Source organism: Streptomyces hebeiensis (assembly GCF_052983195.1).
In genome coordinates this window covers 6,717,585-6,738,377 of the sequence record NZ_CM129812.1, presented here as the reverse complement: position 1 = coordinate 6,738,377, position 20,793 = coordinate 6,717,585, and the positions used below count along the sequence as shown (strand labels likewise).

General features: G+C 72.2%; 17 protein-coding genes and 1 tRNA gene. 6 read left to right on the top strand and 12 right to left on the bottom strand.

All coding sequences use genetic code 11. From position 1 onward, the window contains the following. Positions 1 to 26 precede the first annotated feature (26 nt). Positions 27 to 536, bottom strand: coding sequence for a DUF4232 domain-containing protein (locus tag ACU6P3_RS28870; protein WP_447194781.1), 510 nt, complete (start codon positions 534 to 536; stop codon positions 27 to 29). A gap of 343 nt (positions 537 to 879) precedes the next feature. Here ACU6P3_RS28870 and ACU6P3_RS28865 point away from each other — a divergent pair, with 343 nt between their 5' ends. Both ACU6P3_RS28865 and ACU6P3_RS28860 read left to right on the top strand, forming a co-directional pair. Beyond that, positions 880 to 1,785: an NADP-dependent oxidoreductase gene (locus tag ACU6P3_RS28865; protein ID WP_447194780.1), complete on the top strand. Its 906-nt coding sequence runs from the start codon at positions 880 to 882 to the stop codon at positions 1,783 to 1,785. Positions 1,786 to 2,051: 266 nt separating this feature from the next. Beyond that, positions 2,052 to 2,540, top strand: a complete 489-nt coding sequence (locus tag ACU6P3_RS28860) for a site-specific integrase (protein ID WP_447194779.1) — start codon at positions 2,052 to 2,054, stop codon at positions 2,538 to 2,540. On the opposite strand, the gene ACU6P3_RS28855 is transcribed toward ACU6P3_RS28860, so the two are convergent. From ACU6P3_RS28855 to sucC, 3 genes are all read right to left on the bottom strand, one after another. Then, positions 2,519 to 2,606: transfer RNA gene (locus tag ACU6P3_RS28855), tRNA-Leu, on the bottom strand. The two genes, ACU6P3_RS28860 and ACU6P3_RS28855, sit on opposite strands and share 22 nt — an antisense overlap. A gap of 251 nt (positions 2,607 to 2,857) precedes the next feature. Beyond that, positions 2,858 to 3,754 (bottom strand): succinate--CoA ligase subunit alpha, encoded by an 897-nt coding sequence (sucD, locus tag ACU6P3_RS28850; protein ID WP_447194778.1) that lies wholly within the window; start codon positions 3,752 to 3,754, stop codon positions 2,858 to 2,860. 167 nt (positions 3,755 to 3,921) lie between these two features. Next, the gene (gene sucC / locus ACU6P3_RS28845) at positions 3,922 to 5,091 is read right to left on the bottom strand and encodes an ADP-forming succinate--CoA ligase subunit beta (protein WP_447194777.1); all 1,170 of its coding nucleotides are present in this window, start codon (positions 5,089 to 5,091) and stop codon (positions 3,922 to 3,924) included. Positions 5,092 to 5,263: 172 nt separating this feature from the next. Between sucC and ACU6P3_RS28840 the strand changes: the two genes are divergently transcribed. The 4 genes from ACU6P3_RS28840 to ACU6P3_RS28825 all read left to right on the top strand — a co-directional run bounded on the left by ACU6P3_RS28840 (position 5,264) and on the right by ACU6P3_RS28825 (position 11,987). After that, positions 5,264 to 6,964, top strand: a complete 1,701-nt coding sequence (locus ACU6P3_RS28840; RefSeq protein WP_447194776.1) for a thiamine pyrophosphate-binding protein — start codon at positions 5,264 to 5,266, stop codon at positions 6,962 to 6,964. Between the two features lie 12 nt (positions 6,965 to 6,976). Then, positions 6,977 to 8,242: a formyl-CoA transferase gene (frc, locus tag ACU6P3_RS28835; protein ID WP_447194775.1), complete on the top strand. Its 1,266-nt coding sequence runs from the start codon at positions 6,977 to 6,979 to the stop codon at positions 8,240 to 8,242. Positions 8,243 to 8,355: 113 nt separating this feature from the next. Then, positions 8,356 to 10,452: an acetate--CoA ligase family protein gene (locus ACU6P3_RS28830; protein WP_447198113.1), complete on the top strand. Its 2,097-nt coding sequence runs from the start codon at positions 8,356 to 8,358 to the stop codon at positions 10,450 to 10,452. Positions 10,453 to 10,598: 146 nt separating this feature from the next. Then, on the top strand, positions 10,599 to 11,987 hold the full coding sequence (locus ACU6P3_RS28825) for an OFA family MFS transporter (protein ID WP_447194774.1): 1,389 nt from the start codon (positions 10,599 to 10,601) through the stop codon (positions 11,985 to 11,987). 140 nt (positions 11,988 to 12,127) lie between these two features. On the opposite strand, the gene ACU6P3_RS28820 is transcribed toward ACU6P3_RS28825, so the two are convergent. From ACU6P3_RS28820 to ACU6P3_RS28785, 8 genes are all read right to left on the bottom strand, one after another. Next, a complete protein-coding gene (locus ACU6P3_RS28820; protein WP_447194773.1) occupies positions 12,128 to 13,192 on the bottom strand; it encodes a sugar phosphate isomerase/epimerase family protein in 1,065 nt (354 codons plus the stop codon). A 100-nt stretch (positions 13,193 to 13,292) separates the two neighbouring features. After that, positions 13,293 to 14,729 (bottom strand): alkaline phosphatase family protein, encoded by a 1,437-nt coding sequence (locus ACU6P3_RS28815; protein WP_447194772.1) that lies wholly within the window; start codon positions 14,727 to 14,729, stop codon positions 13,293 to 13,295. Further along, positions 14,726 to 15,895: a metabolite traffic protein EboE gene (gene eboE / locus ACU6P3_RS28810; protein WP_447194771.1), complete on the bottom strand. Its 1,170-nt coding sequence runs from the start codon at positions 15,893 to 15,895 to the stop codon at positions 14,726 to 14,728. The genes ACU6P3_RS28815 and eboE overlap by 4 nt, the downstream gene beginning before the upstream one ends. A 7-nt stretch (positions 15,896 to 15,902) precedes the next feature. Further along, positions 15,903 to 16,751: a TatD family hydrolase gene (locus ACU6P3_RS28805; RefSeq protein WP_447194770.1), complete on the bottom strand. Its 849-nt coding sequence runs from the start codon at positions 16,749 to 16,751 to the stop codon at positions 15,903 to 15,905. Beyond that, complete coding sequence (locus ACU6P3_RS28800; protein ID WP_447194769.1) at positions 16,751 to 17,416, bottom strand: EboA domain-containing protein; 666 nt, start codon at positions 17,414 to 17,416, stop codon at positions 16,751 to 16,753. The genes ACU6P3_RS28805 and ACU6P3_RS28800 overlap by 1 nt, the downstream gene beginning before the upstream one ends. Next, positions 17,413 to 18,267 carry a sugar phosphate isomerase/epimerase family protein gene (locus ACU6P3_RS28795; protein ID WP_447194768.1) on the bottom strand — a complete coding sequence of 285 codons (855 nt, stop codon included), beginning with the start codon at positions 18,265 to 18,267 and terminating at the stop codon, positions 17,413 to 17,415. The genes ACU6P3_RS28800 and ACU6P3_RS28795 overlap by 4 nt, the downstream gene beginning before the upstream one ends. Then, a complete protein-coding gene (locus tag ACU6P3_RS28790) occupies positions 18,264 to 19,550 on the bottom strand; it encodes a UbiA family prenyltransferase (protein ID WP_447194767.1) in 1,287 nt (428 codons plus the stop codon). The genes ACU6P3_RS28795 and ACU6P3_RS28790 overlap by 4 nt, the downstream gene beginning before the upstream one ends. Further along, entirely contained in the window at positions 19,547 to 20,680 is a 1,134-nt protein-coding gene (locus tag ACU6P3_RS28785) for an inositol-3-phosphate synthase (RefSeq protein WP_447194766.1), read from the bottom strand. Before ACU6P3_RS28785 ends, ACU6P3_RS28790 begins: the two co-directional genes overlap by 4 nt. Positions 20,681 to 20,793: the final 113 nt, after the last annotated feature.

Genomic DNA, 20,793 nt, shown 5'->3' with positions numbered 1-20,793 from the left:
GGAACGCCACCGGAGCGCGAAGAGGGTCAGGAGCCGCGCCGGACCGGGCCGACGAGGGTGCCGGTGGCCACCTTGAGGCCGCCCTGGGCGAAAGACGTGCCGGGGATCGCCCCGTCGGGGGCCCGGAGTGTGAACGACGCCTCGTCCGCAGGAATGCCGCGGCGGCTGCTCGGAACCTGGATGTCGAAGTGCACCGGGCGGCCCGGGCCGAAGGTCACCACCTTCTTCTGACCGCCGTAGCGGCCTGCGGTGACCCCACTGTCCGAACCGTGGTTCGAGAATCGTACGTCAGCGGGCGAACCGGCCAGCGCGCACGGCTCGTACCCGAGCGGCGCCGTCAAGGTGACGCGGTAGTGACGGTGCCCCGCGCTGCCGGCCACCTCGGTGATCTCCGCGGTGTGGTTGGCCGGACGGCAGGCGGAGGGGGCCGCGTTTCCACTCGTCGTCGGCGAGGCCTGCGCGGCTCCCGCACCGGCTGCGCCCGCGAGCAGCGTGGCGGCGAAGGTGACGGCGATCTTCCGGTTCGTACGCATCATGAACACTTCCTTGCCTTGCTCAAGGGCTCTGCGGGTGTCCGCCGTCAGAGCCGTGGTCACCACCATTCCTGCCCGCTGCCCCACGCGGAGAATGTCCCGGTACGACCACAGCCGAGTCGTAGCCGGGGTGCGGCCCCGGCTGCACGAGGTCCTCCCGGCCGAACTCCGCGGTGCGAACGCCCTGGGCACCGCGCACCGGTCCTCTTCTGTCCGGGCGGTCCGCCCGACTTGCATCTGACGCTGACGTCAGGTTCTAGCGTGGTGGAGCGTCGGCGCTCGCCGAACATTCACCCCACTGATCTCACGAACGGCCGGTCCAGGCCGTGTGGAAAGGCAGAACCTCATGCGCGCAGTCCGATATCACGAGTACGGCGGTGTGGAGACCCTCGTGGTCGAGCAGGTGCCGGACCCGCATCCCGGGCCCGGCGAGATCCGCGTCCGCGTCGCGGCGGCCGGTGTCAATCCCGTCGACTGGAAGGTGCGTTCCGGTGCGGTGCGCGAGGTGCTCCCCGTGGACCTGCCCGCGATTCCTGGGCGCGAAGCCGTCGGTGTGGTCGACGAGACCGGTGCGGGCGTGCGGGGGGTGAGCATCGGCGACCGCGTCTTCGGGCTGGGCGGCGTCACCGGCGCGACAGCGGAGCTGGCCGTACTCTCGGCCTGGGCCCACGCCCCCACCACATGGACCGACGAGGAGGCCGCCGGCGCCGGCCTGGCGTCCGTGACCGCGATGGGCGGGCTGAAGGCGCTCGGCCCCCTGCGGGGGCGCACCCTGCTCATCGAGGGCGCGGCCGGGGGCGTGGGCAGTGCCGCGGTCGAGATCGCGGTGGCTCGGGGCGCCACCGTGATCGGGACGGCCGGCGAACGCAACCACGAGTTCCTCATCTCTCTCGGAGCCGTTCCCACCACCTACGGCACCGGCCTCGCCGAGCGCCTCGCCACCCTGGCTCCGGACGGTGTCGACATGGCGCTCGACACCGCGGCCTCCGGGTCCCTGGCCGATCTCGTCGCGATCGTGGGCGACCCTGCTCGCGTGTCGACGATCGCCGACTACACCAACGCCCGGCGCCTGGGCGTGCATCTCGCCAACGCGGAGAACGACTCCACGCTCCTCGCCGAAGCCCGCGAACTCGGCCGGCAAGGCCGCTACACACCGCGCATCGAGCGAACCTACCCGCTCGAACGGATCGCGGAAGCGCACGCGTACGCCGAGCGCGGACACACGCGGGGGAAGATCGTGGTCCGCGTCTGAGCTTGTCCCACCGTTCGGGGCTTCCCGCGGCTTCGGCCGCGGGAAGCCCGCATCTCCGGGATGACATCCCTCGTCGGCGGATGGAGGCGCGCGTCGCCCACGCCTTCGCAGTTGGAGCCGACCCCCGCCCCGGCTGCGCCTGTCGGTCGACGGCGAGATGGTCCCGCTCCACCGCTACGCGATCCCGACCACGAACCGCCGCGCGGTGCCTTCGGGACGCTCCGCTGTGGACGGCGTACGCGGCCACCTCATGCCGCCGTAGCGAAGTGCTGGGGTGGAAGTGGTCGCTCACCCACTGGGACGAGTGCGCCATCGAACTGGCCTGGGTCGTGGTCGGGGAAGGCAACACCTACCGGCTGCGCAAGCTCACCAAGGACGGAGACGACAACGCGATCATCTACGTAGACCAAGCCCTGATGAACGTCCTGAAGTGGCAGAAGGAACGCCAGGACGCGGAGCGGGAGCGGCTCGGGGATCTCTGGGTGGACCATGACCTCGTGTTCGCCCGTGACGGCTTCAAGCTGTACCGGGGCGAGGCAGGCGGACCGCAGGACCGCGAGAAGGTGTCGACCCGCTGGCGGACGGCACGCAACCGTCTGCACCTGCCGGAGAACTTCCGGCTGCACGACTGGCGGGCGTCGAAGATCACGAACGATCTCGACAACCACGAGAACCCGGCGGTCACGCCACAGCCGGATGAACAGAAAAACCCCAGATCAACTGGGGTCTCTGCTGGTGTCCGAGGGGGGACTTGAACCCCCACGCCCGATAAAGGGCACTAGCACCTCAAGCTAGCGCGTCTGCCATTCCGCCACCCGGACAAGTGGTCGAACCGCGGTGCTGCGATCGCGGCGACAGACACAACGATACCAGGGGATCGGGGTGCTCTTCTCCCGCATATCCGGTGGTCAGCGGCCATGGGCGGCACGACGGGGCCCGGACCGGGACCGACATTCACATGCTGTTCCCGGGTGAACACGGTACGTGCCGACCCAGGGGGCGGTCCGCCGTCGCGGGGGCGGCGGGCCGGTGGGCGTTCGGTGGTGAGCGGTCCGTCCGCCGGGCCAGGGCGTCACGCCGTGCCGCCCGCCTCCCCCAGGCGGTCGAGCACCAGCCGCGCGGTCTCCGAGGGCGTCGAGCCGACCCGTACCCCGGCCGCCTCCAGGGCCTCCTTCTTGGCCTCCGCGGTGCCGGAGGAGCCGGAGACGATCGCGCCCGCGTGCCCCATGGTCTTCCCCTCGGGCGCGGTGAACCCGGCCACGTAACCGACGACCGGCTTGGTGACGTGCTCGGCCACATAGGCGGCCGCCCGTTCCTCCGCGTCGCCGCCGATCTCACCGATCAACACGATCAGTTCGGTGTCGGGGTCCGCCTCGAAGGCGGCGAGGCAGTCGATGTGGGTGGTGCCGACGACGGGGTCGCCGCCGATGCCGACCGCCGTGGAGAAGCCGATCTCCCGTAGCTCGTACATGAGCTGGTAGGTGAGCGTGCCCGACTTGGACACGAGCCCGATCCGGCCGGGCTTGGCGGCGATGTCCGCCGGGATGATGCCCGCGTTCGACTGGCCAGGACTGATCAGGCCGGGGCAATTGGGGCCGATGATCCGGGTGCCGCGCTTCTTGGCGTACGCGTGGAAGGCGACGGCGTCGTGGACGGGGATGCCCTCGGTGATGACGACCGCCAGGCCGATCCCCGCGTCCACCGCCTCGATCACCGCCGCCTTGGCGAACGGCGGCGGCACGAAGACGATCGTGACGTCCGCCCCGGTCGCCTCGACGCCCTCCCGTACGGAGCCGAAGACGGGGACGGTCCGCTGGTCGAAGTCGACGTCGCGGCCCGCCTTGCGCGGGTTGACACCGCCGACGACATCCGTGCCGGCGGCGAGCATCCGCCGGGTGTGCTTCATGCCCTCGCCGCCGGTCAGGCCCTGGACGAGGATCTTGCTCTCCTTGGTCAGGAAGATGGCCACGGTCTCTTGTCCCTTCGTCTCGGCAGGTCTCGTCTCGTTCCGCCCGCTCGCGTCCCGCCCGCTCGCGTCCCGCCCGGTCGTGTCACGGTCGGTCTCGTCACGGCCGGTCTCGTCACGGCCGGTCTCGTCACGGTCGTTTTCGCGCCGGCCGGTCTCGTCACGGCCGGTCAGCCCGCGTGCGCGAGCGCCGCCGCCTGCCGCGCCGCGCCGTCCATCGTGTCCGCCTGCTCGACGAGCGGATGCGCGCGCTCCGCGAGGATCGCCCGGCCGCGCGCCGCGTTGTTGCCGTCCAGGCGTACGACCAGCGGCCTGGTCAGCGTCACGGACTCCAGCGCCCGGACGATGCCGTCGGCCACGGCGTCGCACGCGGTGATCCCGCCGAAGACATTGACGAAGACCGACCGGACGGCCGGGTCGGAGAGGATGACGCCCAGCCCGTCGGCCATCACCTGGGCCGAGGCGCCGCCCCCGATGTCGAGGAAGTTGGCGGGGCGGGCGCCGCAGCCGGCCACGACGTCGAGGGTGGACATCACCAGGCCCGCGCCGTTGCCGATGACACCGACCTCGCCGTCCAGCTTGACGTAGTTGAGGCGCTTGGCCGCCGCCGCGGCCTCCAGCGGGTCCACGTCCGGGTCGACGCCACCCTCGCCGCCCCCCTCGTCGCCGGCCTCACCCTCTCCACCGCCCCACCGCTCATGCCGGAAACGGGCGTTGTCGTCAAGGGTGACTTTGCCGTCGAGGGCGACAATCAGCCCGTTCGTCGTGCGAACCAATGGGTTCACCTCGACCAGCAGCGCGTCCTCCCGCACCAGCACCCGCCACAGCGCGCGCAGTACGGGTACGACGGCGGGCGGCAGCCCGGCCGCCGCCGCGATCTCGGCCGCCTTGGCCTCGGTGACCCCCTCCGCCGGGTCGACGGGGATCCGCGCCACCGCCTCCGGACGCGTGGCCGCGACCTCCTCGATCTCCATGCCGCCCTCTGCCGAGGCGATGGCGAGGAAGGTCCCGGCCGCCCGGTCGAGGACGTAACTCACATAGAACTCGGCCTCGATGTCCACGGGCCGGGCGAGCATCACCGCCCGCACCTGATGCCCCTTGATGTCCATGCCGAGGATCTGGCGTGCGGTCAGTTCGGCCGCCACCGGGTCGGCCGCGAGCTTCACCCCGCCCGCCTTGCCCCGACCCCCGGTCCTCACCTGCGCCTTCACGACCACGCGTCCGCCGAGCCGTTCGGCGGCGCCCCTGGCGTCCGCCGGCCGGCGCACCACCTCGGCGTCCGGTACCGCGATGCCGTGCTCCGCGAAGAGCTCCCTTGCCCGGTGCTCGAACAGATCCATGCCGACTCCCTTTTGACGGAAAGTGCCGCACGCCCCCTGGACACCGTCCACTGGATGCGAGATAACAAGCTTCATACAGTATTCGTCGACTGTATGCAATGTGCGATGCACGGTACCGGGAGGGCGTGCGCCCGCGCCCGTCCCTCCCCTACGAAGGGACAGTGACTTCCTCATGCCCGACACGCCTGACACCTCGGACGCCGGCCAGGACCTCGTCTCCGGTGGGCATCTGGTCGCCAAGGCCCTCAAGGCCGAAGGCGTCGAGGTCATCTACACCCTCTGCGGCGGCCACATCATCGACATCTACGACGGCTGCGTGGACGAGGGCATCGACGTCATCGACGTTCGCCATGAGCAGGTCGCCGCCCACGCCGCAGACGGCTACGCCCGGATCACCGGCAAGCCCGGCTGCGCCGTGGTCACCGCCGGACCGGGTACGACCGACGCCGTCACCGGCGTCGCCAACGCCTACCGCGCCGAGTCCCCCATGGTGCTCATCGGCGGTCAGGGCGCCCTCACCCAGCACAAGATGGGCTCCCTCCAGGACCTGCCGCACGTCGACATGATGACGCCCATCACCAAGTTCGCCGCGACCGTGCCGGACACCGCGCGCGCCGCCGACATGGTGTCGATGGCCTTCCGCGAGTGCTACCACGGCGCTCCCGGGCCGTCGTTCCTGGAGATTCCGCGCGACGTGCTGGACGCGAAGGTGCCGGCCGCCAAGGCCCGGGTCCCCCGGACCGGCCGCTACCGCGCCTCGACCCGCGCCGCCGGTGACCCCGAGGCCGTACAGCGACTGGCCGACCTGCTGGTACGGGCCGAGAAGCCGGCCATCCTGCTCGGCAGCCAGGTCTGGACGACCCGGGGCACGGACGCCGCGATCGAGCTCGTACGGACGCTCAACGTCCCGGCGTACATGAACGGCGCGGGGCGCGGCACCCTGCCGCCCGGCGACCCGCACCACTTCCAGCTGTCCCGGCGCTACGCCTTCTCCAACGCCGATCTCATCGTCATCGTCGGCACGCCCTTCGACTTCCGGATGGGCTACGGCAGGCGGCTCTCGCCGGACGCGACGGTCGTCCAGATCGACCTCGACTACCGTACGGTCGGCAAGAACCGGGACATCGACCTCGGCGTCGTCGGCGACGCGGGCCTGATCTTGTCGCAGGTCACCCAGGCCGCGAGCGGGAACGTGAACGGCGGCTCGGCGGGGCGCAAGGCGTGGCTGGACGAGCTGCGCGCGGTCGAGCAGGCGGCGGTGGAGAAGCGGCTGCCGCAGCTGCGCTCGGACGCCTCGCCCATCCACCCGTACCGGCTGGTCAGCGAGATCAACGACTTCCTCACCGAGGACTCGGTCTACATCGGCGACGGCGGCGACATCGTCACCTTCTCCGGCCAGGTCGTCCAGCCCAAGTCGCCCGGCCACTGGATGGACCCGGGCCCGCTCGGCACCCTCGGCGTGGGCATCCCCTTCGTCCTCGCCGCCAAGCAGGCGCGGCCGGACAAGGAGGTCGTGGCCCTCTTCGGCGACGGCGCCTTCTCCCTGACGGGCTGGGACTTCGAGACGCTGGTCCGCTACAACCTGCCGTTCGTCGGGATCGTCGGCAACAACTCCTCGATGAACCAGATCAGGTACGGCCAGAAGGCCAAGTACGGCGAGGAGCGCGAGCGCGTCGGCAACACCCTCGGCGATGTCCACTACGACAAGTTCGCCCAGATGCTGGGCGGTTACGGCGAGGAGGTGCGCGACCCGGCCGAGATCGCGCCCGCGCTGCGGCGCGCCCGGGAGTCCGGGCTGCCGTCGCTGATCAACGTGTGGGTCGACCCCGACGCGTACGCGCCCGGAACCATGAACCAGACCATGTACAAGTAAGGGGGCCCTTCGATGACCCAGGCTCTTGAGACCCCGCGCGCGAGCGACGCGCCGAAGGCCCTGACGGGCATACGCGTCCTGGACATGACCCATGTCCAGTCCGGCCCCTCGGCGACCCAGCTGCTCGGCTGGCTGGGCGCGGACGTGGTGAAGCTGGAGGCACCGTCCGGCGACATCACCCGCAAACAGCTGCGGGACCTGCCCGATGTCGACTCGCTGTACTTCACGATGCTCAACTGCAACAAGCGGAGCATCACCCTCAACACCAAGACGGAGCGCGGCAAGGAACTGCTCACGGAGCTGATCCGGCGCTCGGACGTGATGGTGGAGAACTTCGGCCCGGGGGCCGTGGACCGGATGGGTTTCACCTGGGAGCGCATCCGGGAGATCAACCCGCGGATCGTCTACGCCTCCATCAAGGGCTTCGGAGAGGGCCCGTACACCAACTTCAAGGCGTACGAGGTCGTCGCCCAGGCCATGGGCGGCTCCATGGCCACGACCGGCTTCGAGGACGGCCCGCCGCTGGCGACCGGCGCGCAGATCGGCGACTCGGGCACCGGCATCCATGCCGTCGCCGGCATTCTCGCCGCGCTCTACCAGCGCGAGCACACCGGCCGGGGCCAGCGCGTCAATGTGGCGATGCAGCACGCGGTGCTCAACCTCTGCCGGGTGAAGCTGCGGGACCAGCAGCGCCTGGCGCACGGCCGGCTGGCCGAGTACCCGAACGAGGACTTCGGCGACGAGGTGCCCCGTAGCGGCAACGCGAGCGGTGGCGGGCAGCCCGGCTGGGCGGTCAGGTGCGCGCCCGGCGGTCCCAACGACTACGTGTACGTCATCGTGCAGCCGGTCGGCTGGCGGCCGGTCACCGAGCTGATCGGCCGGCCCGAACTGGCGGAGGACCCGGAGTGGGCGACGCCGGAGGCCCGGCTGCCCAAGCTCGGCAAGATGTTCCAGCTCATCGAGGAGTGGTCGGCCACCCTCCCCAAGTGGGAGGTGCTGGAGAAGCTGAACGCGCACAACATCCCGTGCGGCCCGATCCTCTCCACCAAGGAGATCATCGAGGACGCCTCGCTGGCGGCCAACGAGATGGTGGTCGAGGTCCCGCACCCCGAGCGCGGCTCGTTCACCACGGTCGGCAGCCCGCTCAAGCTCTCCGACTCCCCCGTGGACGTCGTCACCTCGCCCCTGCTCGGCGAGCACAACCACGAGGTGTACGCCGGCGAACTCGGCCTGGACGAGACGGAACTGAGCCTGCTCAAGACGAACGGAGTCATCTAGCGGTGAACAGCACCAGCGTCAGCACCACCGACAACGCGCCGACCGACGAAACGACCTACGGAGCGGCCGCCGAAACAGCCGCCGACGAGCGGCGGCGGACGGTACGCACCGTCCTGGACACCGCACTCGCCGAGGGGCGCACGGCACTGACCGGCCCCGAGGGCAAGGCCGTGGCCGACGCGTACTCCATCCCCACCCCCGCCGAGGGACTGGCCGAATGCGCCGACGAGGCCGTGGCACTGGCCGACCGGATCGGCTTCCCCGTGGCGATGAAGATCGTATCCCCGCAGATCCTGCACAAGACGGACGCCGGCGGTGTGCGGATCGGGCTGAACTCGGCCGCCGAGGTGCGCTCCGCGTTCAGCGCCATCGTCACCAACGCCCGCGCGTACGAACCCGAGGCACGGATCCTGGGCGTGCAGATCCAGCAGATGGTGCCCGCCGGTACGGAGGTGCTGGTCGGCACGGTCACCGACCCGACCTTCGGCAAGATCGTGGCGTTCGGCCTCGGCGGGGTGCTGGTGGAGGTCCTCAAGGACGTCACCTTCCGCCTCGCCCCGACGACGCGGGACGACGCGCTGTCGATGCTCGACGGGATCCGGGCCGCGGAGGTCCTGCGCGGCGTACGGGGTTCGGCGGGCGTCGACCGGGACGCGCTGGCGGAGTTGGTGGTCACGGTCTCCCGGCTGGCCGCGGACTTCCCCGAGATCGTGGAGGTCGACCTCAATCCGGTGTTCGCCTCCGAGAGCGGCGTGATGGCCGCGGACGTACGGATCCTGCTGACCGACGAGCGGCCCGCCGCCCGGCGGCGTTACGGGCGCGAGGAGATCCTGGCGTCGATGCGCAGGCTGATGCGGCCCCGCTCGGTCACCGTGATCGGTGCCTCCAACGAGCAGGGCAAGATCGGCAATTCGGTCATGCGGAACCTGATCGACGGTGGATTTCCGGGCGAGATCCACCCGGTGAACCCGAAAGCCGATGACATCCTCGGCCGCAAGGCGTACAAGAGCGTGATGGACGTGCCCGGCGAACCCGATGTGGCGGTCTTCGCGATCCCCGCGAAGTTCGTCGCGGCGGCGCTGGAGGAGGTCGGCCGCAAGGGCATCCCCAACGCGGTGCTGATCCCCTCGGGCTTCGCGGAGACGGGCGAGCACGAGCTCCAGGCGGAGATCGTGGCCATCGCCGAGGAGTACGGCGTGCGGCTGCTGGGGCCGAACATCTACGGCTACTACTCCACCTGGCAGGATCTGTGCGCCACCTTCTGCACGCCGTACGACGTCAAGGGCGGGGTGGCGCTGACCTCGCAGTCCGGCGGCATCGGCATGGCGATCCTCGGCTTCGCGCGCACCACCGGGACCGGGGTGTCGGCCATCGTGGGGCTCGGCAACAAGTCGGACCTGGACGAGGACGACCTGCTGACCTGGTTCGGCGAGGACCCGCACACCGAGTGCATCGCCATGCACCTGGAGGACCTCAAGGACGGCCGGGCCTTCGTGGCGGCGGCGCGGGAGACCGTGCCCAAGAAGCCGGTGGTGGTCCTCAAGGCCGGGCGTACGGCGGCGGGCGCGAAGGCCGCGGGATCGCACACCGGGGCGCTGGCCGGGGACGACGCGGTGTACGACGACGTGCTGCGGCAGGCGGGGGTGATCCGGGCGCCGGGGCTGAACGAGATGCTGGAGTACGCGCGGGCGCTGCCCGTCCTTCCCACGCCGCAAGGTGACAACGTAGTCATCATCACGGGCGCCGGCGGCTCGGGCGTGCTGCTCTCGGACGCCGTGGTGGACAACGGGCTGCGGCTGATGGAGATCCCGCCGGACCTGGACCGGGCGTTCCGGGCGTTCATCCCGCCCTTCGGGGCGGCGGGCAATCCGGTGGACATCACCGGCGGCGAGCCCCCGGCCACGTACGAGGCGACGATCCGCCTGGGCCTGGAGGACCCGCGCGTCCACGCGCTGGTGCTGGGCTACTGGCACACGATCGTCACCCCGCCCATGGTGTTCGCCGAGCTGACGGCGCGGGTCGTCGCGGAGCTCCGGGAGCGGGGCGTCACCAAGCCGGTGGTCGCCTCGCTGGCGGGCGACGTGGAGGTCGAGGAGGCCTGCCGGTACCTGTTCGAACGCGGGGTGGTGGCCTACCCGTACACCACCGAGAAACCGGTGGCCGCCCTCGGGGCGAAGTACGCCTGGGCGCGGGCGGCGGGCCTGCTGTGACGGGCCGGCGCGGGAGCACGACGGGCCGTCACGCGGACGCGGGCGGCCCGGGGAGGAGGCGGCGCATGACCTGATGACACCCGAGCGACACCGAAAGGTTTTGGACAGGGGGCGCTGGCCAGCTCTTTCGACGCAAGGGAATCCACATGACAACCACCGAACTCCCCACTTCCGTCCCCGTCAAGGAGGTGACGGACCGCAACGGCCGCGTGTACCGGATCGGCGAGACCGACCGGGACATCATGGGGCGGCCGCGATGGACGATGGTGCTCTTCCCCTGGATGGGGATGCTCGGCATCAGTTCGTCGGAGTACGCGTTCACCTCGGCGGAGGACACTCTGCACGAGGCCCATCTCTGGAGCAGCGGGCACATATTCTGGCTGATGGGCGTCTGGATCTTCTTCCAGGCGGCTGTCGGCTTCCCGGCCGGCCAGCTCCGCGAGAGCGGCCGGTTACCGGCACGGCACGCGATGTTCCTGGGTGCTCTCGGCACCTTCCTCGGCTACCTCTCCCTCGCCTACGCGCCGCATGTGATCGTGGCGTACCTCGGCTACGGGATGTTCAGCGGCATCGGCGCCGGCCTGATCTACGCGACGTGCGTGAACATGGTCGGCAAGTGGTACCCGGAGCGGAAGGGAGGCAAGACCGGCCTGGTCAACGGCGGTTTCGCCTATGGCTCGGTGCCGTTCGTCTTCCTCTTCACCTCGTACATGGACCTCAGCAACTACCAGGGCGTGCTGGTGACGGTCGGCGTGATCTGCTGCGTGGTCGTCGCGGTCGCCGGCTGGTTCTTCAAGGACCCGCCGAAGCACTGGTGGCCGGTCCATGTCGACCCGCTGAAGAAGTCGGACGACCCCCGGGTGCGGCGGGCGCTGGAGAAGAACCCGCCGGCGGTCAAGCAGTACACACCGAGGGAGGCCGTGCGCACGCCGGTGCTGTGGATGATGTGGTTCTGCCTGCTGTGCACGGCGGGGATCAACATCTTCGGGATCGCCTTCCAGGTGCCCTTCGGCAAGGACATGGGCTTCGCGGGCGGGATCGTGGCAACGGCGATGTCCCTCAAGGCGATCGTCAACGGCACCGGACGCGGTGTCATCGGCTGGATCTCCGACCGGTACGGCCGCCGCAACACCCTGGTCTTCGTCTGTGTGGTCCTGGGCCTGGCGCAGTACGGCGTACTGGCGTCGGGATCCCTCGGCAGCATGCCGTTCTTCCTGCTCTGCTCGATGGTCTCCGGGTTCGGCGGCGGCGCGATCTTCCCGCTGTTCGCGGCGATGACGGCGGACTACTTCGGGGAGAACCACAACGCCTCGAACTACGGCGTGGTCTACAGCTCGAAGCTCATCTCCGGGCTGGTCGGCTCGGGCATGGGAGCCGTCGTGGTGGCCGCGTGGGACTACGAGGGGGCGTTCATCCTCGCCGGCAGCGTGGGCATCGCGTCGGCCGTGCTGGCGCTGTTCCTGCGGGCGCCCGGGCGGCCGCGTGCCGACCGGGTGGAACCCAATCCGCATCCGACAGTCCGGGATATGGCCTGACCTGACGGCGGGCACGCGTCCCGGTGGGGCCGCGGCCCGGTCCGCGACGGACGGACGGCCCTCCGCACGGCTCCTGTCGAGCCGTGCGGAGGGCCGTCGTCACGCGGCCGGGACCTGGTGGGATCCGGCCCGGCCGCGGGTCAGCGGCGTTCGCGCAGCGAGTGCAGGTGCGCGGACGACTTGCGGGCGAAGGCCATGGAGTCCACGGGCTGGTCGTGCTCCACCTGCCAGTGGTGGCCGCGCCGGCCGCCGTGCGTCTTGTTCACCGCCGACATGAAGCGCCGGTAGTCGATGTCGCCGTCACCGACGTCCACCATCTGGTAGCCGTCGCGGGTGGTGGTGTCCTCGATGCCGTCCTTGACGTGGAAGAGCGGGTAGCGGTGCGGCTGCTTCAGGACGTAGCGCAGCGGGTCCAGCGGCGCGGGCCTGCCCTCCGGGGTCTTGCTGAAACGGAACTTGGCGGCGTGCGCCCAGTAGATGTCCATCTCCAGGTAGACCAGCTCGGGGTCGGTCTCGGCGAGCAGCACGTCGTAGAGCCGGACGTTCGGATTGTCCGTGGCGAAGGAGAACTCCTCCGCGTGGTTGTGCTGGTAGAACTTCATCCCGCGCCGCCTCGCCGCCGCGCCGTAGGTGTTGAAGTCCTCGGCGGCCCGCTTCCAGGCGTCGACGGTGGAGCCGTAACGGAACGGGCCCGCGGCGGTCCCTATGTGCTCCAGGCCGAGGGTCTGGGCGTCGTCCAGGACCTTCTCCAGGTTCTGGGCGAAGCTGTAGGCGTTGGGATTGTTGTTGTCGTAGTAGTTGACATGACTGCCGATGGGCTTCAGTCCGTGGTCCCTGGCGAGCCGCTTGAGCTGGGGCAGGGTGATGTCGCCCGCGGTGCCCTGGGTGTAGCCGGCGAACTCGATCTCGTCGTAGCCGAAGCGCTCCAGTTCGTCGAAGACCTTGGCGAAGCCGATCGTGGAAACCTTGTCGCGCAGCGAGTAGAGCTGGATGCCGAGGCGGCCGGGCGGCAGGACCGGCGCCCCCTTGCCGTGTCCGCCGTGGCCGTGACCGAGATCGGGGGCGGGCGTCTTGTCGAGGGCGGCGGCCTGGGTGGCCGAGGCACCGAGGACGGCGGCGGCGGTGGCGCCGGCGGCGACGCCGAGCATGCCCCGTCTGCTGAGCTTGTGGGCGAGTTCGGCGTCTGCGGGCTTCTTGCGGCTCATGAGGGAACTCCTTGTCGGGGGTGTGACCGGGCTGACCGGGCCGACCCGGCGGCCGGTGCCGGTCGCGGTACGGAGCCGGCCGCGGCACGGGGGCCGGTTGTCAGTGCCGTGCGGCAAGCTGGAGGAGCAGGGACTTCACATCGGTGGCCGCGACGCGGCCACCGACGGCTCGGGGGATGGAGCACAGGATGAGCGGACCTTCGTCGTCGCTCGGCGGAAGGCGGCCGTGGCTGCCGCGAATAGGTGACGGGTCGAGGGGCACGACCGCGAGCCGGTAGCGCATGCCGAGCTTCTTGCGGGCGATCGCCTTGGCCGCCTTGAGGCGGACGTACGGATCGAGCGGGTCCATGAACAACTCGACCGGGTCGTAGCCGGGTTTGCGGTGGATCTCGACCAGCTGGGCGAAGTCGGGCGCCCGGTCGTCGTCGAGCCAGTAGTAGTACGTGAACCAGGCGTCCGGTTCGGCGACGGCCACCAGTTCGCCCGCCCGGGGGTGGTCGAGTCCGTGCCGCTTCTTGCCCTCGTCGTCCAGGAGTTCATCGATGCCGGGCAGGTCCGCGAGGGCGGCGCGGGTGGCGTCGAGGTCCTCGGGGCGGCGGACGTAGACGTGGGCGAGCTGGTGGTCCGCGACGGCGAACGCCCGGGAGGCCATGGGGTCCAGGTACTCCATGCCGTCCTGGGTGTGGACCTCCAGCAGTCCGGCGCGGCGCAGGGCGCGGTTGATGTCGACGGACCGGGACACCCGGGTGATGCCGTACTCGGACAGGGCGACCACGGTCCGGCCCTCGGTCACGGCCTCGTCGAGCAGCGGGGCCATGACCGTGTCGAGTTCGGCCGCCGCGCGGTGCGCGCGGGGGTCGTCGGGGCCGTAGCGCTGGAGGTCGTAGTCGAGGTGCGGGAGGTAGCACAGGGCCAGGTCGGGCGTGCGGGTGCGGATGATGTGGCGGGTGGCGTCCACGATCCAGCGGGAGGAGACGATGTCGGCGCCCGGCCCCCAGAAGTGGAAGAGGGGGAACGTACCGAGCTTCTCGGTCAGTTCGTCGTGCAGGGAGGGCGGGCGGGTGTAGCAGTCCGGTTCCTTGCGGCCGTCCGCGTAATAGACCGGCCGGGGGGTGACGGTGTAGTCGGTGTCGGCGCCCATGGCGTACCACCAGCAGATGTTGGCGACCGTATAGCCGGGGTGGGCGCGGCGGGCGGCGTCCCAGAGCTTGTCGCCGGCGACCAGGCCGTTGTGCTGGCGCCACAGGAGGACGTCGCCGAGCTCGCGGAAGTACCACCCGTTGCCGACGATGCCGTGCTCGGCCGGGAGGGTGCCGGTGAGGAAGGTGGACTGCGCGCTGCAGGTCACGGCGGGCAGGACGGTGGTGAGGGGGGCCTGGGAGCCGGCCCGCGCCAGCCGTTTCAGGTGCGGCATGTGTTCGAGGAGCCGGGGGGTGAGGCCGACGACATCGAGCACGAGGAGGGGGGTGGGCCGGGTGGTGGACCCGGGCGCGGCCTGGTCGGCGGTCCGGGGGGTGGACTGGGGTGCGTCCGTCACGGCAGCTCCTTCAGGCCGAGGTCGACCAGCAGGTCGCGGGCCAGGGTGAGTTCGGCGGCGATCCCGTCGGCGAGCCGGCCGCGCGAGCGGGGTCGCAGCTCCGGCGGGAGCGCCTGCCAGGTGTACGTCTCGACCTCCAGGTGCCGGGTGCGCGGGGCGGGGCCGCCGACGAGCCGGGCGAGGGCGTCCTGGAGCACGGGGAGGGTGGAGGTGAGCGGCGGGGCGGGCGGGGCGTGCAGCGGGACGTGGAAGTGGGCGCGCCAGGGGGCGGTGTCGGGCAGGGTGTCGCCGCCGAGGGCTTCGTCCAGGTCGTCGGTGCCGAGCAGGCCGTCGGGGGTGAGGGTGCGGGTCTGGTGCAGGAAGCGGGGTTCGGCGAACGCGCCGAGCGCGGCCCGTACCTCGGGCAGGTGCGGTGACTGCGCGTGCAGGGCGGCGGAGAGCTGGGCCTTGGGGATGGTGACGCGGGCGGCGTCCAGGGCGTCGAAGGCGGTCGCCGGGTCCTCGAAGGAGGTGGCGAGGTGGCAGGTGTCGACGCAGATGCCGATCCGGTCGCTGCCGACGCCGGTGAGCGGGCGGATGGCGTCGGCGGTGGTCTCGACGGTGCAGCCGGGTTCCGGTTCCAGGGCGATCCGTACGGTCTTGCCGGTCAGCTCCTCCAGGGCTTCGAGCCGTTCGGCGAGGACGGTCAGCGCGGTGTGCGCGGCGCGGGCGGCGGCGGTGTCGTACGCGGTGCGCCAGGCGAGCGGAAGGGTGGAGACGGAGCCCTCGGTGACGTCGTCGGGCAGCAGCGCGGCCAGCAGCCGGGCCAGGTCGACGGTGTGGGAGAGCCGTTCGGGGTCGGCCCAGTCCGGCTTGTACACCCGGTACTTGACCTCTTCGGCGCCGAATCCCTCGTACGGGAAGCCGTTGAGGGTGACGACCTCCAGGCCGCGCCGGTCCAGTTCGGCGCGCAGGCCGCGCAGCGCGGCCGGGTCGGCCGCGAGGGTCCGTGCGGCGCCTCGGGCGAGCCACAGGCCGATGCCGAGCCGGTCCCGGCCCAGGCGTCTGCGCACCGGCTCGCAGTGGTCGCGGAGCTGGGCGAGGACGCCGTCGAGTGTCTCGGCGGGGTGGACGTTGGTGCAGTAGGAGAGGTGGACGGTGGAGCCGTCGGGGTGGCGGAAGCGCATGGGGCGCTCACTCCCCGCCGCGCAGGATGGAGTTGCCCTCGTGCAGGTCCGCCGGTGGCGGGACGTCGAGCTGGAGTCTGCCGCTCAGGCCGTAGAAGGCGACGGGGTTGCGCCAGAGCACCTTGTCGACGTCGTCCTCGCCGAACCCGGCGGCGAGCATGGCGTCGCCCACCTTGCGCGTCTTCAGGGGGTCGCTCCTGCCCCAGTCGGCGGCCGAGTTCACCAGGACCTTGTCGGTGCCGTGGGCCTTGAGGACGGCCACCATCCGGTCCTCGTCCATCTTGGTGTCGGGGTAGATGGAGAAGCCGAGCCAGCTTCCGCTGCCGGCCGCCTCCTTGACGGTGGTCTCGTTGAGGTGGTCCAGCAGGACGCGCTCGGGGTCGAGGGCTGATTCGCGTACGACGTCGATGGTGCGGCGCAGTCCGGCGAGCTTGTCGCGGTGCGGGGTGTGGACGAGCGCGGGCAGGCCGTGGTCTGCGGCGAGCTGCAACTGGGCGGCCAGCGCGTGGTCCTCGGCCGGGGTCATGGAGTCGTAGCCGATCTCGCCGACGGCGACGACGGAGTCCTTGACGAGATAGCGGGGCAGGTCGTCCAGGACGGGGACGCAGCGCGGGTCGTTGGCCTCCTTCGGGTTGAGGGCGAGGGTGCAGTGGTGGGCGATGCCGTACTGGGCGGCGCGGAACGGCTCCCAGCCGAGCAGCGCGTCGAAGTAGTCGTGGAAGCTGGCGGGTGAGGTGCGGGGCTGGCCGAGCCAGAAGGACGGTTCGACCAGCGCGCGGACGCCGGCGGCGTACATCGCCCGGTAGTCGTCCGTGGTACGGGAGGTCATGTGGATGTGGGGGTCGAAGATGCGCATCAGGACTCCTCGCCGGTCAGGTTCAGCGCGCGGGTCAGGTCGGCGGGCACGGGGCGGCCGGCGGCGGTGCGCTCGGCCGCGAAGTCGGCGAGCATGCGGGCCAGTTCGGTGTCCTTGTGGGCGCGGCGCTCCAGGTCGTGGACGGCGTCGAGGGGGACGCCCGTGAAGAGGCACTTGAGGACGGCGTGCCGCCAGGCGTGGGGGTCGAGGTGGGCGGCGGCGTACGGGCCGACCGCGGCGGCGACCAGGCTGGTGTCGTTGGTGCGCAGGGCGTCCTCGACGAGCGGCAGGGCGCCGGGGCCGGCGACGCGGTCGGGCAGGGCGAGCAGGACGGCGCGGCGTTCGGCCGCGGTGCCGTGCCGGTAGAGCCGGGTGAGGGTGGCGAGCGGGGCGCGGGCCCGGTGCAGCAGGAGCGTGCGTACGGCGTCGGCGTGCGGCCGGCCCGCGTGCCGGCCGGCGGCGGCGAAGCGCAGCTCCCAGGGGGCGGGGGCAACGTTGTCGCTCGCGGTCCCGCTCCCGGTGGGCGCGGCGGTTCCCACCGCCTCGGCGGGGCCCGGTGTTCCGGTGTCCTCGGCGGCGCGGTCCGCCTCGGTCAGGGCGGTGTCGAGCCAGGCGCGGGCGGCCGGGTCGAGGCCGGGCAGCGGCTGTTCGGGGGCGGGTGTCATGCGCGTACCCCTTTCGCTCGGGCGGCCCGGAGGAAGTCCAGTGAGGTACGGGCGAGTTCCGGCCCGGCGTGGGAGTGGCGGGGCAGCTCGACCACCGTCAGGCCCTGGTAGCCGGTCGCGTCGAGCGCGTCGAGCAGGGGCGGGAAGTCCATCTCGCCCTCCCCGAACGGCAGGTGCTCGTGGACGCCGCGGCGCATGTCCTCGATCTGGACGTGGCGGAGCCAGGGCGCGGCTTCCCGCACGCAGTCGGCGGGTGAGGCGGGTTCCAGGCACTGGCAGTGGCCGAGGTCCAGCGTGAGACCGAGACCGTCGGGGTCGCCGAGGCGGTGCCTGAGCGTATGGAAGTCGGCGAGGCGTCCGACGAGGTGGCCGGGCTCCGGTTCGACGGCGAGCGGCACGCCCGCGGCCCGGGCGGCCTCCAGGGCGGGCGCGATGGCCTCTTCGAGGCGTTTCCAGGCTGTGTCCGGGTCGGTGCCGTCCGGGGTGACGCCGCTGAAGCAGTGCACGGCGTGCGCGCCGAGGTCGGCGGCGACCTCGACCGCGGTGACGAGCAGTTCGCAGCGCGCGGCACGGCCGGCCGGATCGGCGTCGAGCAGGGACGGTCCGTGCTTGCGGCGCGGGTCGAGCACGTAGCGCGCGCCCGTCTCGACGGTGACCGCCAGCCCCAGCCGTTCCAGGGTGCGCGCGACCCGCCGGGTGCGGTCGGCGAGGCCCGGTGCCATGGGGTCGAGGTGCATGTGGTCGAGCGTGAGCCCGACCCCGTCGTAGCCGAGGTCGGCGAGCAGCGCGAGCGCGTCGTCCAGCCGCAGGTCGGTGAGCCCGTTGGTGCCGTAGCCGAATCGAAGACTCATGTGGGGCTCACTTTCCGTGCGACGGTACGGGCGAGGGGAACGAGCCCCATGACGCCCACGGCCGCCCCGGCCACCCCGCCCCGCGCGGCGAGGGCGGCCTGGAACGGGATCATGGCCCGGATCCCGCGCCCGACGGCGCGCTGGGTGAGCGGCGGGGAGGGATTGAGGACGGCGTGCAGGAGGGGTGGTGCGGCGGTGGCGAGGTAGGAGGCGGCGAGGCCCGCGGTGAGGGCGCGGTGGGAGGCCGTACGGCCGGCGGCGAACCGGCCGGGTCCGACCCGGCCGCCGGAACCGGAGCCGCCGGAACCAGCGCTCCCCGGCCCCGCCGGTGCGGGACTTCCCGACGCCGGGAACCCGTACGGCGAGGGCGCCGGGGCCCCGTCCGGCGAGGCCCCCGTGGTCCGGGGCGCCGGCGGCGTGCCGGACCGTGCCGTGAAAAGGGCCAGGGCGGCTGTCGCCGCGAGTGCGGCCAGCGGGGCTTTCGTCGAGCCGCCCTGGGTCTCGTGACGGGAGACGGTGGTGACCGCCACCGTGTGCGCGCCGAGAAGGGCCGCGGACGGCAGTGCCGCCCGTGCGCCCGCCCAGGCTCCGGAGGACCGTACGTCCCGGGAGGAGAGCCGCGCGCCAGGCCCACGCGGGCCGGGCCGCGCGGGCACCGCGCTCCCGGCTCCACGGGGGCCCCGCCCCGTGCCGGTCGCACCGGTCGGTCCCGGCCGGGGGCGGCTCCCGGAGGGCCGGGTCCCGCGCTCGGTGGCCGCGCCGCCCGGCCGGGGTGCCGGACGCCCGGCCCCCGGCGTGGCGGTGTGCCCGCCCGCCGGCGCGGCGGTCGCCGTCGCGCCCAGCAGGAGGTCCAGCGCCCGCGCCGCCCCCATCGCCGCCGGTCCCGCCGCCGTGTGCTTGAGCTTCAGGTCGTACGCCCAGACCGTCGCCGCCAGCGCCGTGCCCACCGCGAGCGGGGCCCGGCCGGCGCGGGCGGCCAGGGCGAGCCCGGCCGCCGTCAGGGCGCCCGCGGCCGCCAGGGCGGCCGGGGCGGAGACACGGCCCGAGGGGATCGGCCGGTGGGGGCGGTCGACGGCGTCCTCCTCCCGGTCCGCCCAGTCGTTGAGGGCCATGCCGGCCTCGTACAGGCACAGCGACGCGCCCACGGCCAGCGCGGTGCCGCGGTGGGGCCGTACGCCCAGGGCCGAGGCGCCCGCCAGGGCGTCCCCCGGGACGGTGAACAGCGCGGACACCCGCAGCAGCTCCGCCCAGGCCCGCAGCCGGCCCCGTCCGCGCGGGCTCACCGGGCCGCCTTCAGCCGCTCCGCGAAGCCGAGCAGCGCCTCGAACTGCTCGGCCAGCGCGGCCGGGCCGCCGTCCGGGTCCTTGAAGTAGAAGCCCAGCTCGGGCAGCGGTCCGCTCAGCCCGGCCTCGTGCGCCCGCGCCACCAGCCGGACGAGATCGAGCACCAGCGGCGCGGCGAGCGCCGAGTCACAGCCCTGCCAGATCGTCTGGAGCACCATCCGGGAGCCCAGGAACCCGTCGAAGGCGATGTGGTCCCACGCCGTCTTCCAGTCGCCGAGCGCCGGTACGTCGTCGATGTGCACCTCGCCCTCGGGGGCCGTGCCCAGCGTGTCGGCGAGGACGCGTTCCTTGCCCGCGTTCTTGGCCGCGGCCGCGGCCGGGTCGGCCAGCGCCGCCCCGTCCCCGCCACCCAGCAGGTTCGTGCCCGACCAGGCCCGTACCGTCAGGGCGCGCTGGACGAACATGGGGGCGAGCACGGAACGGAGCAGCGTCTGGCCGGTCTTGCCGTCGCGGCCGGCGTGGGGAAGCCCGCCGGCCTCGGCGGCGGCCGGCAGTCCGGGGGCCCGGATGCCGGTCGACGGGGTGAAGTTGACGTATGGACAGCCCGCCCGCACGGCCGCCGTCGCGTACAGCGCGCTGGCGGGCAGCCGCGGGTCGTCCGGCGACGGGGCGGGTTCCGTGGAGGAGACGTTGACGACGACGGTCCGTGCGACGCCGGTGCGGCGGCCGAAGTCGGCGAGGTCGGCGGCGAACGCGGCGATGATCTCCTCGTCGTCGCGCGTGTCGCCCGCCTGCGGCCCGCCCGGTCTGATCTCCCGGTCGGCGGCGGCGAGTTCGGCGCGTACGGCGGAGGACAGGCCGTGCGGCAGCACGCCCGCCGCCGTCAGCTCCTCGGCCCGTTTCGGCAGTGGACAGCTCGCCGTGTCATGGCCGCCGAAGACGAGCGAGGCCAGGCCCGGCAGGCCCGACTCCGCGAAGGGCGCGGTCTCGGTGACCATGCCCGTCGGGGGGTGCAGACCCGCGGTGATCGCCGCGCAGCCCACGACGGCGGTGGTGGCGACGGAGCCACGCGCTCCGACGAACCAGACTCCGGTGCGTACTGCCGTCGATTCTGTACTGGCCGTCGTCACGGGGGTGCCTCCTTGCGGGGTGGTACGGAATGCGGAGTGATACGGAATACGAGGTGGTGCGGAAAGCGCGGTGGTGCGTATGGCCGGTGGTGCGTATGGCCGGCCGGTCGGGG

Coding starts and splice junctions, on each gene's coding strand:
- ACU6P3_RS28870 (WP_447194781.1), bottom strand. CDS start 536: ATGATGCGTACGAACCGGAAGATCGCCGTCACCTTCGCCGCCACGCTG.
- ACU6P3_RS28865 (WP_447194780.1), top strand. CDS start 880: ATGCGCGCAGTCCGATATCACGAGTACGGCGGTGTGGAGACCCTCGTG.
- sucC (WP_447194777.1), bottom strand. CDS start 5,091: ATGGATCTGTTCGAGCACCGGGCAAGGGAGCTCTTCGCGGAGCACGGC.
- ACU6P3_RS28840 (WP_447194776.1), top strand. CDS start 5,264: ATGCCCGACACGCCTGACACCTCGGACGCCGGCCAGGACCTCGTCTCC.
- frc (WP_447194775.1), top strand. CDS start 6,977: ATGACCCAGGCTCTTGAGACCCCGCGCGCGAGCGACGCGCCGAAGGCC.
- ACU6P3_RS28825 (WP_447194774.1), top strand. CDS start 10,599: ATGACAACCACCGAACTCCCCACTTCCGTCCCCGTCAAGGAGGTGACG.
- ACU6P3_RS28820 (WP_447194773.1), bottom strand. CDS start 13,192: ATGAGCCGCAAGAAGCCCGCAGACGCCGAACTCGCCCACAAGCTCAGC.
- eboE (WP_447194771.1), bottom strand. CDS start 15,895: ATGCGCTTCCGCCACCCCGACGGCTCCACCGTCCACCTCTCCTACTGC.
- ACU6P3_RS28805 (WP_447194770.1), bottom strand. CDS start 16,751: ATGCGCATCTTCGACCCCCACATCCACATGACCTCCCGTACCACGGAC.
- ACU6P3_RS28800 (WP_447194769.1), bottom strand. CDS start 17,416: ATGACACCCGCCCCCGAACAGCCGCTGCCCGGCCTCGACCCGGCCGCC.
- ACU6P3_RS28795 (WP_447194768.1), bottom strand. CDS start 18,267: ATGAGTCTTCGATTCGGCTACGGCACCAACGGGCTCACCGACCTGCGG.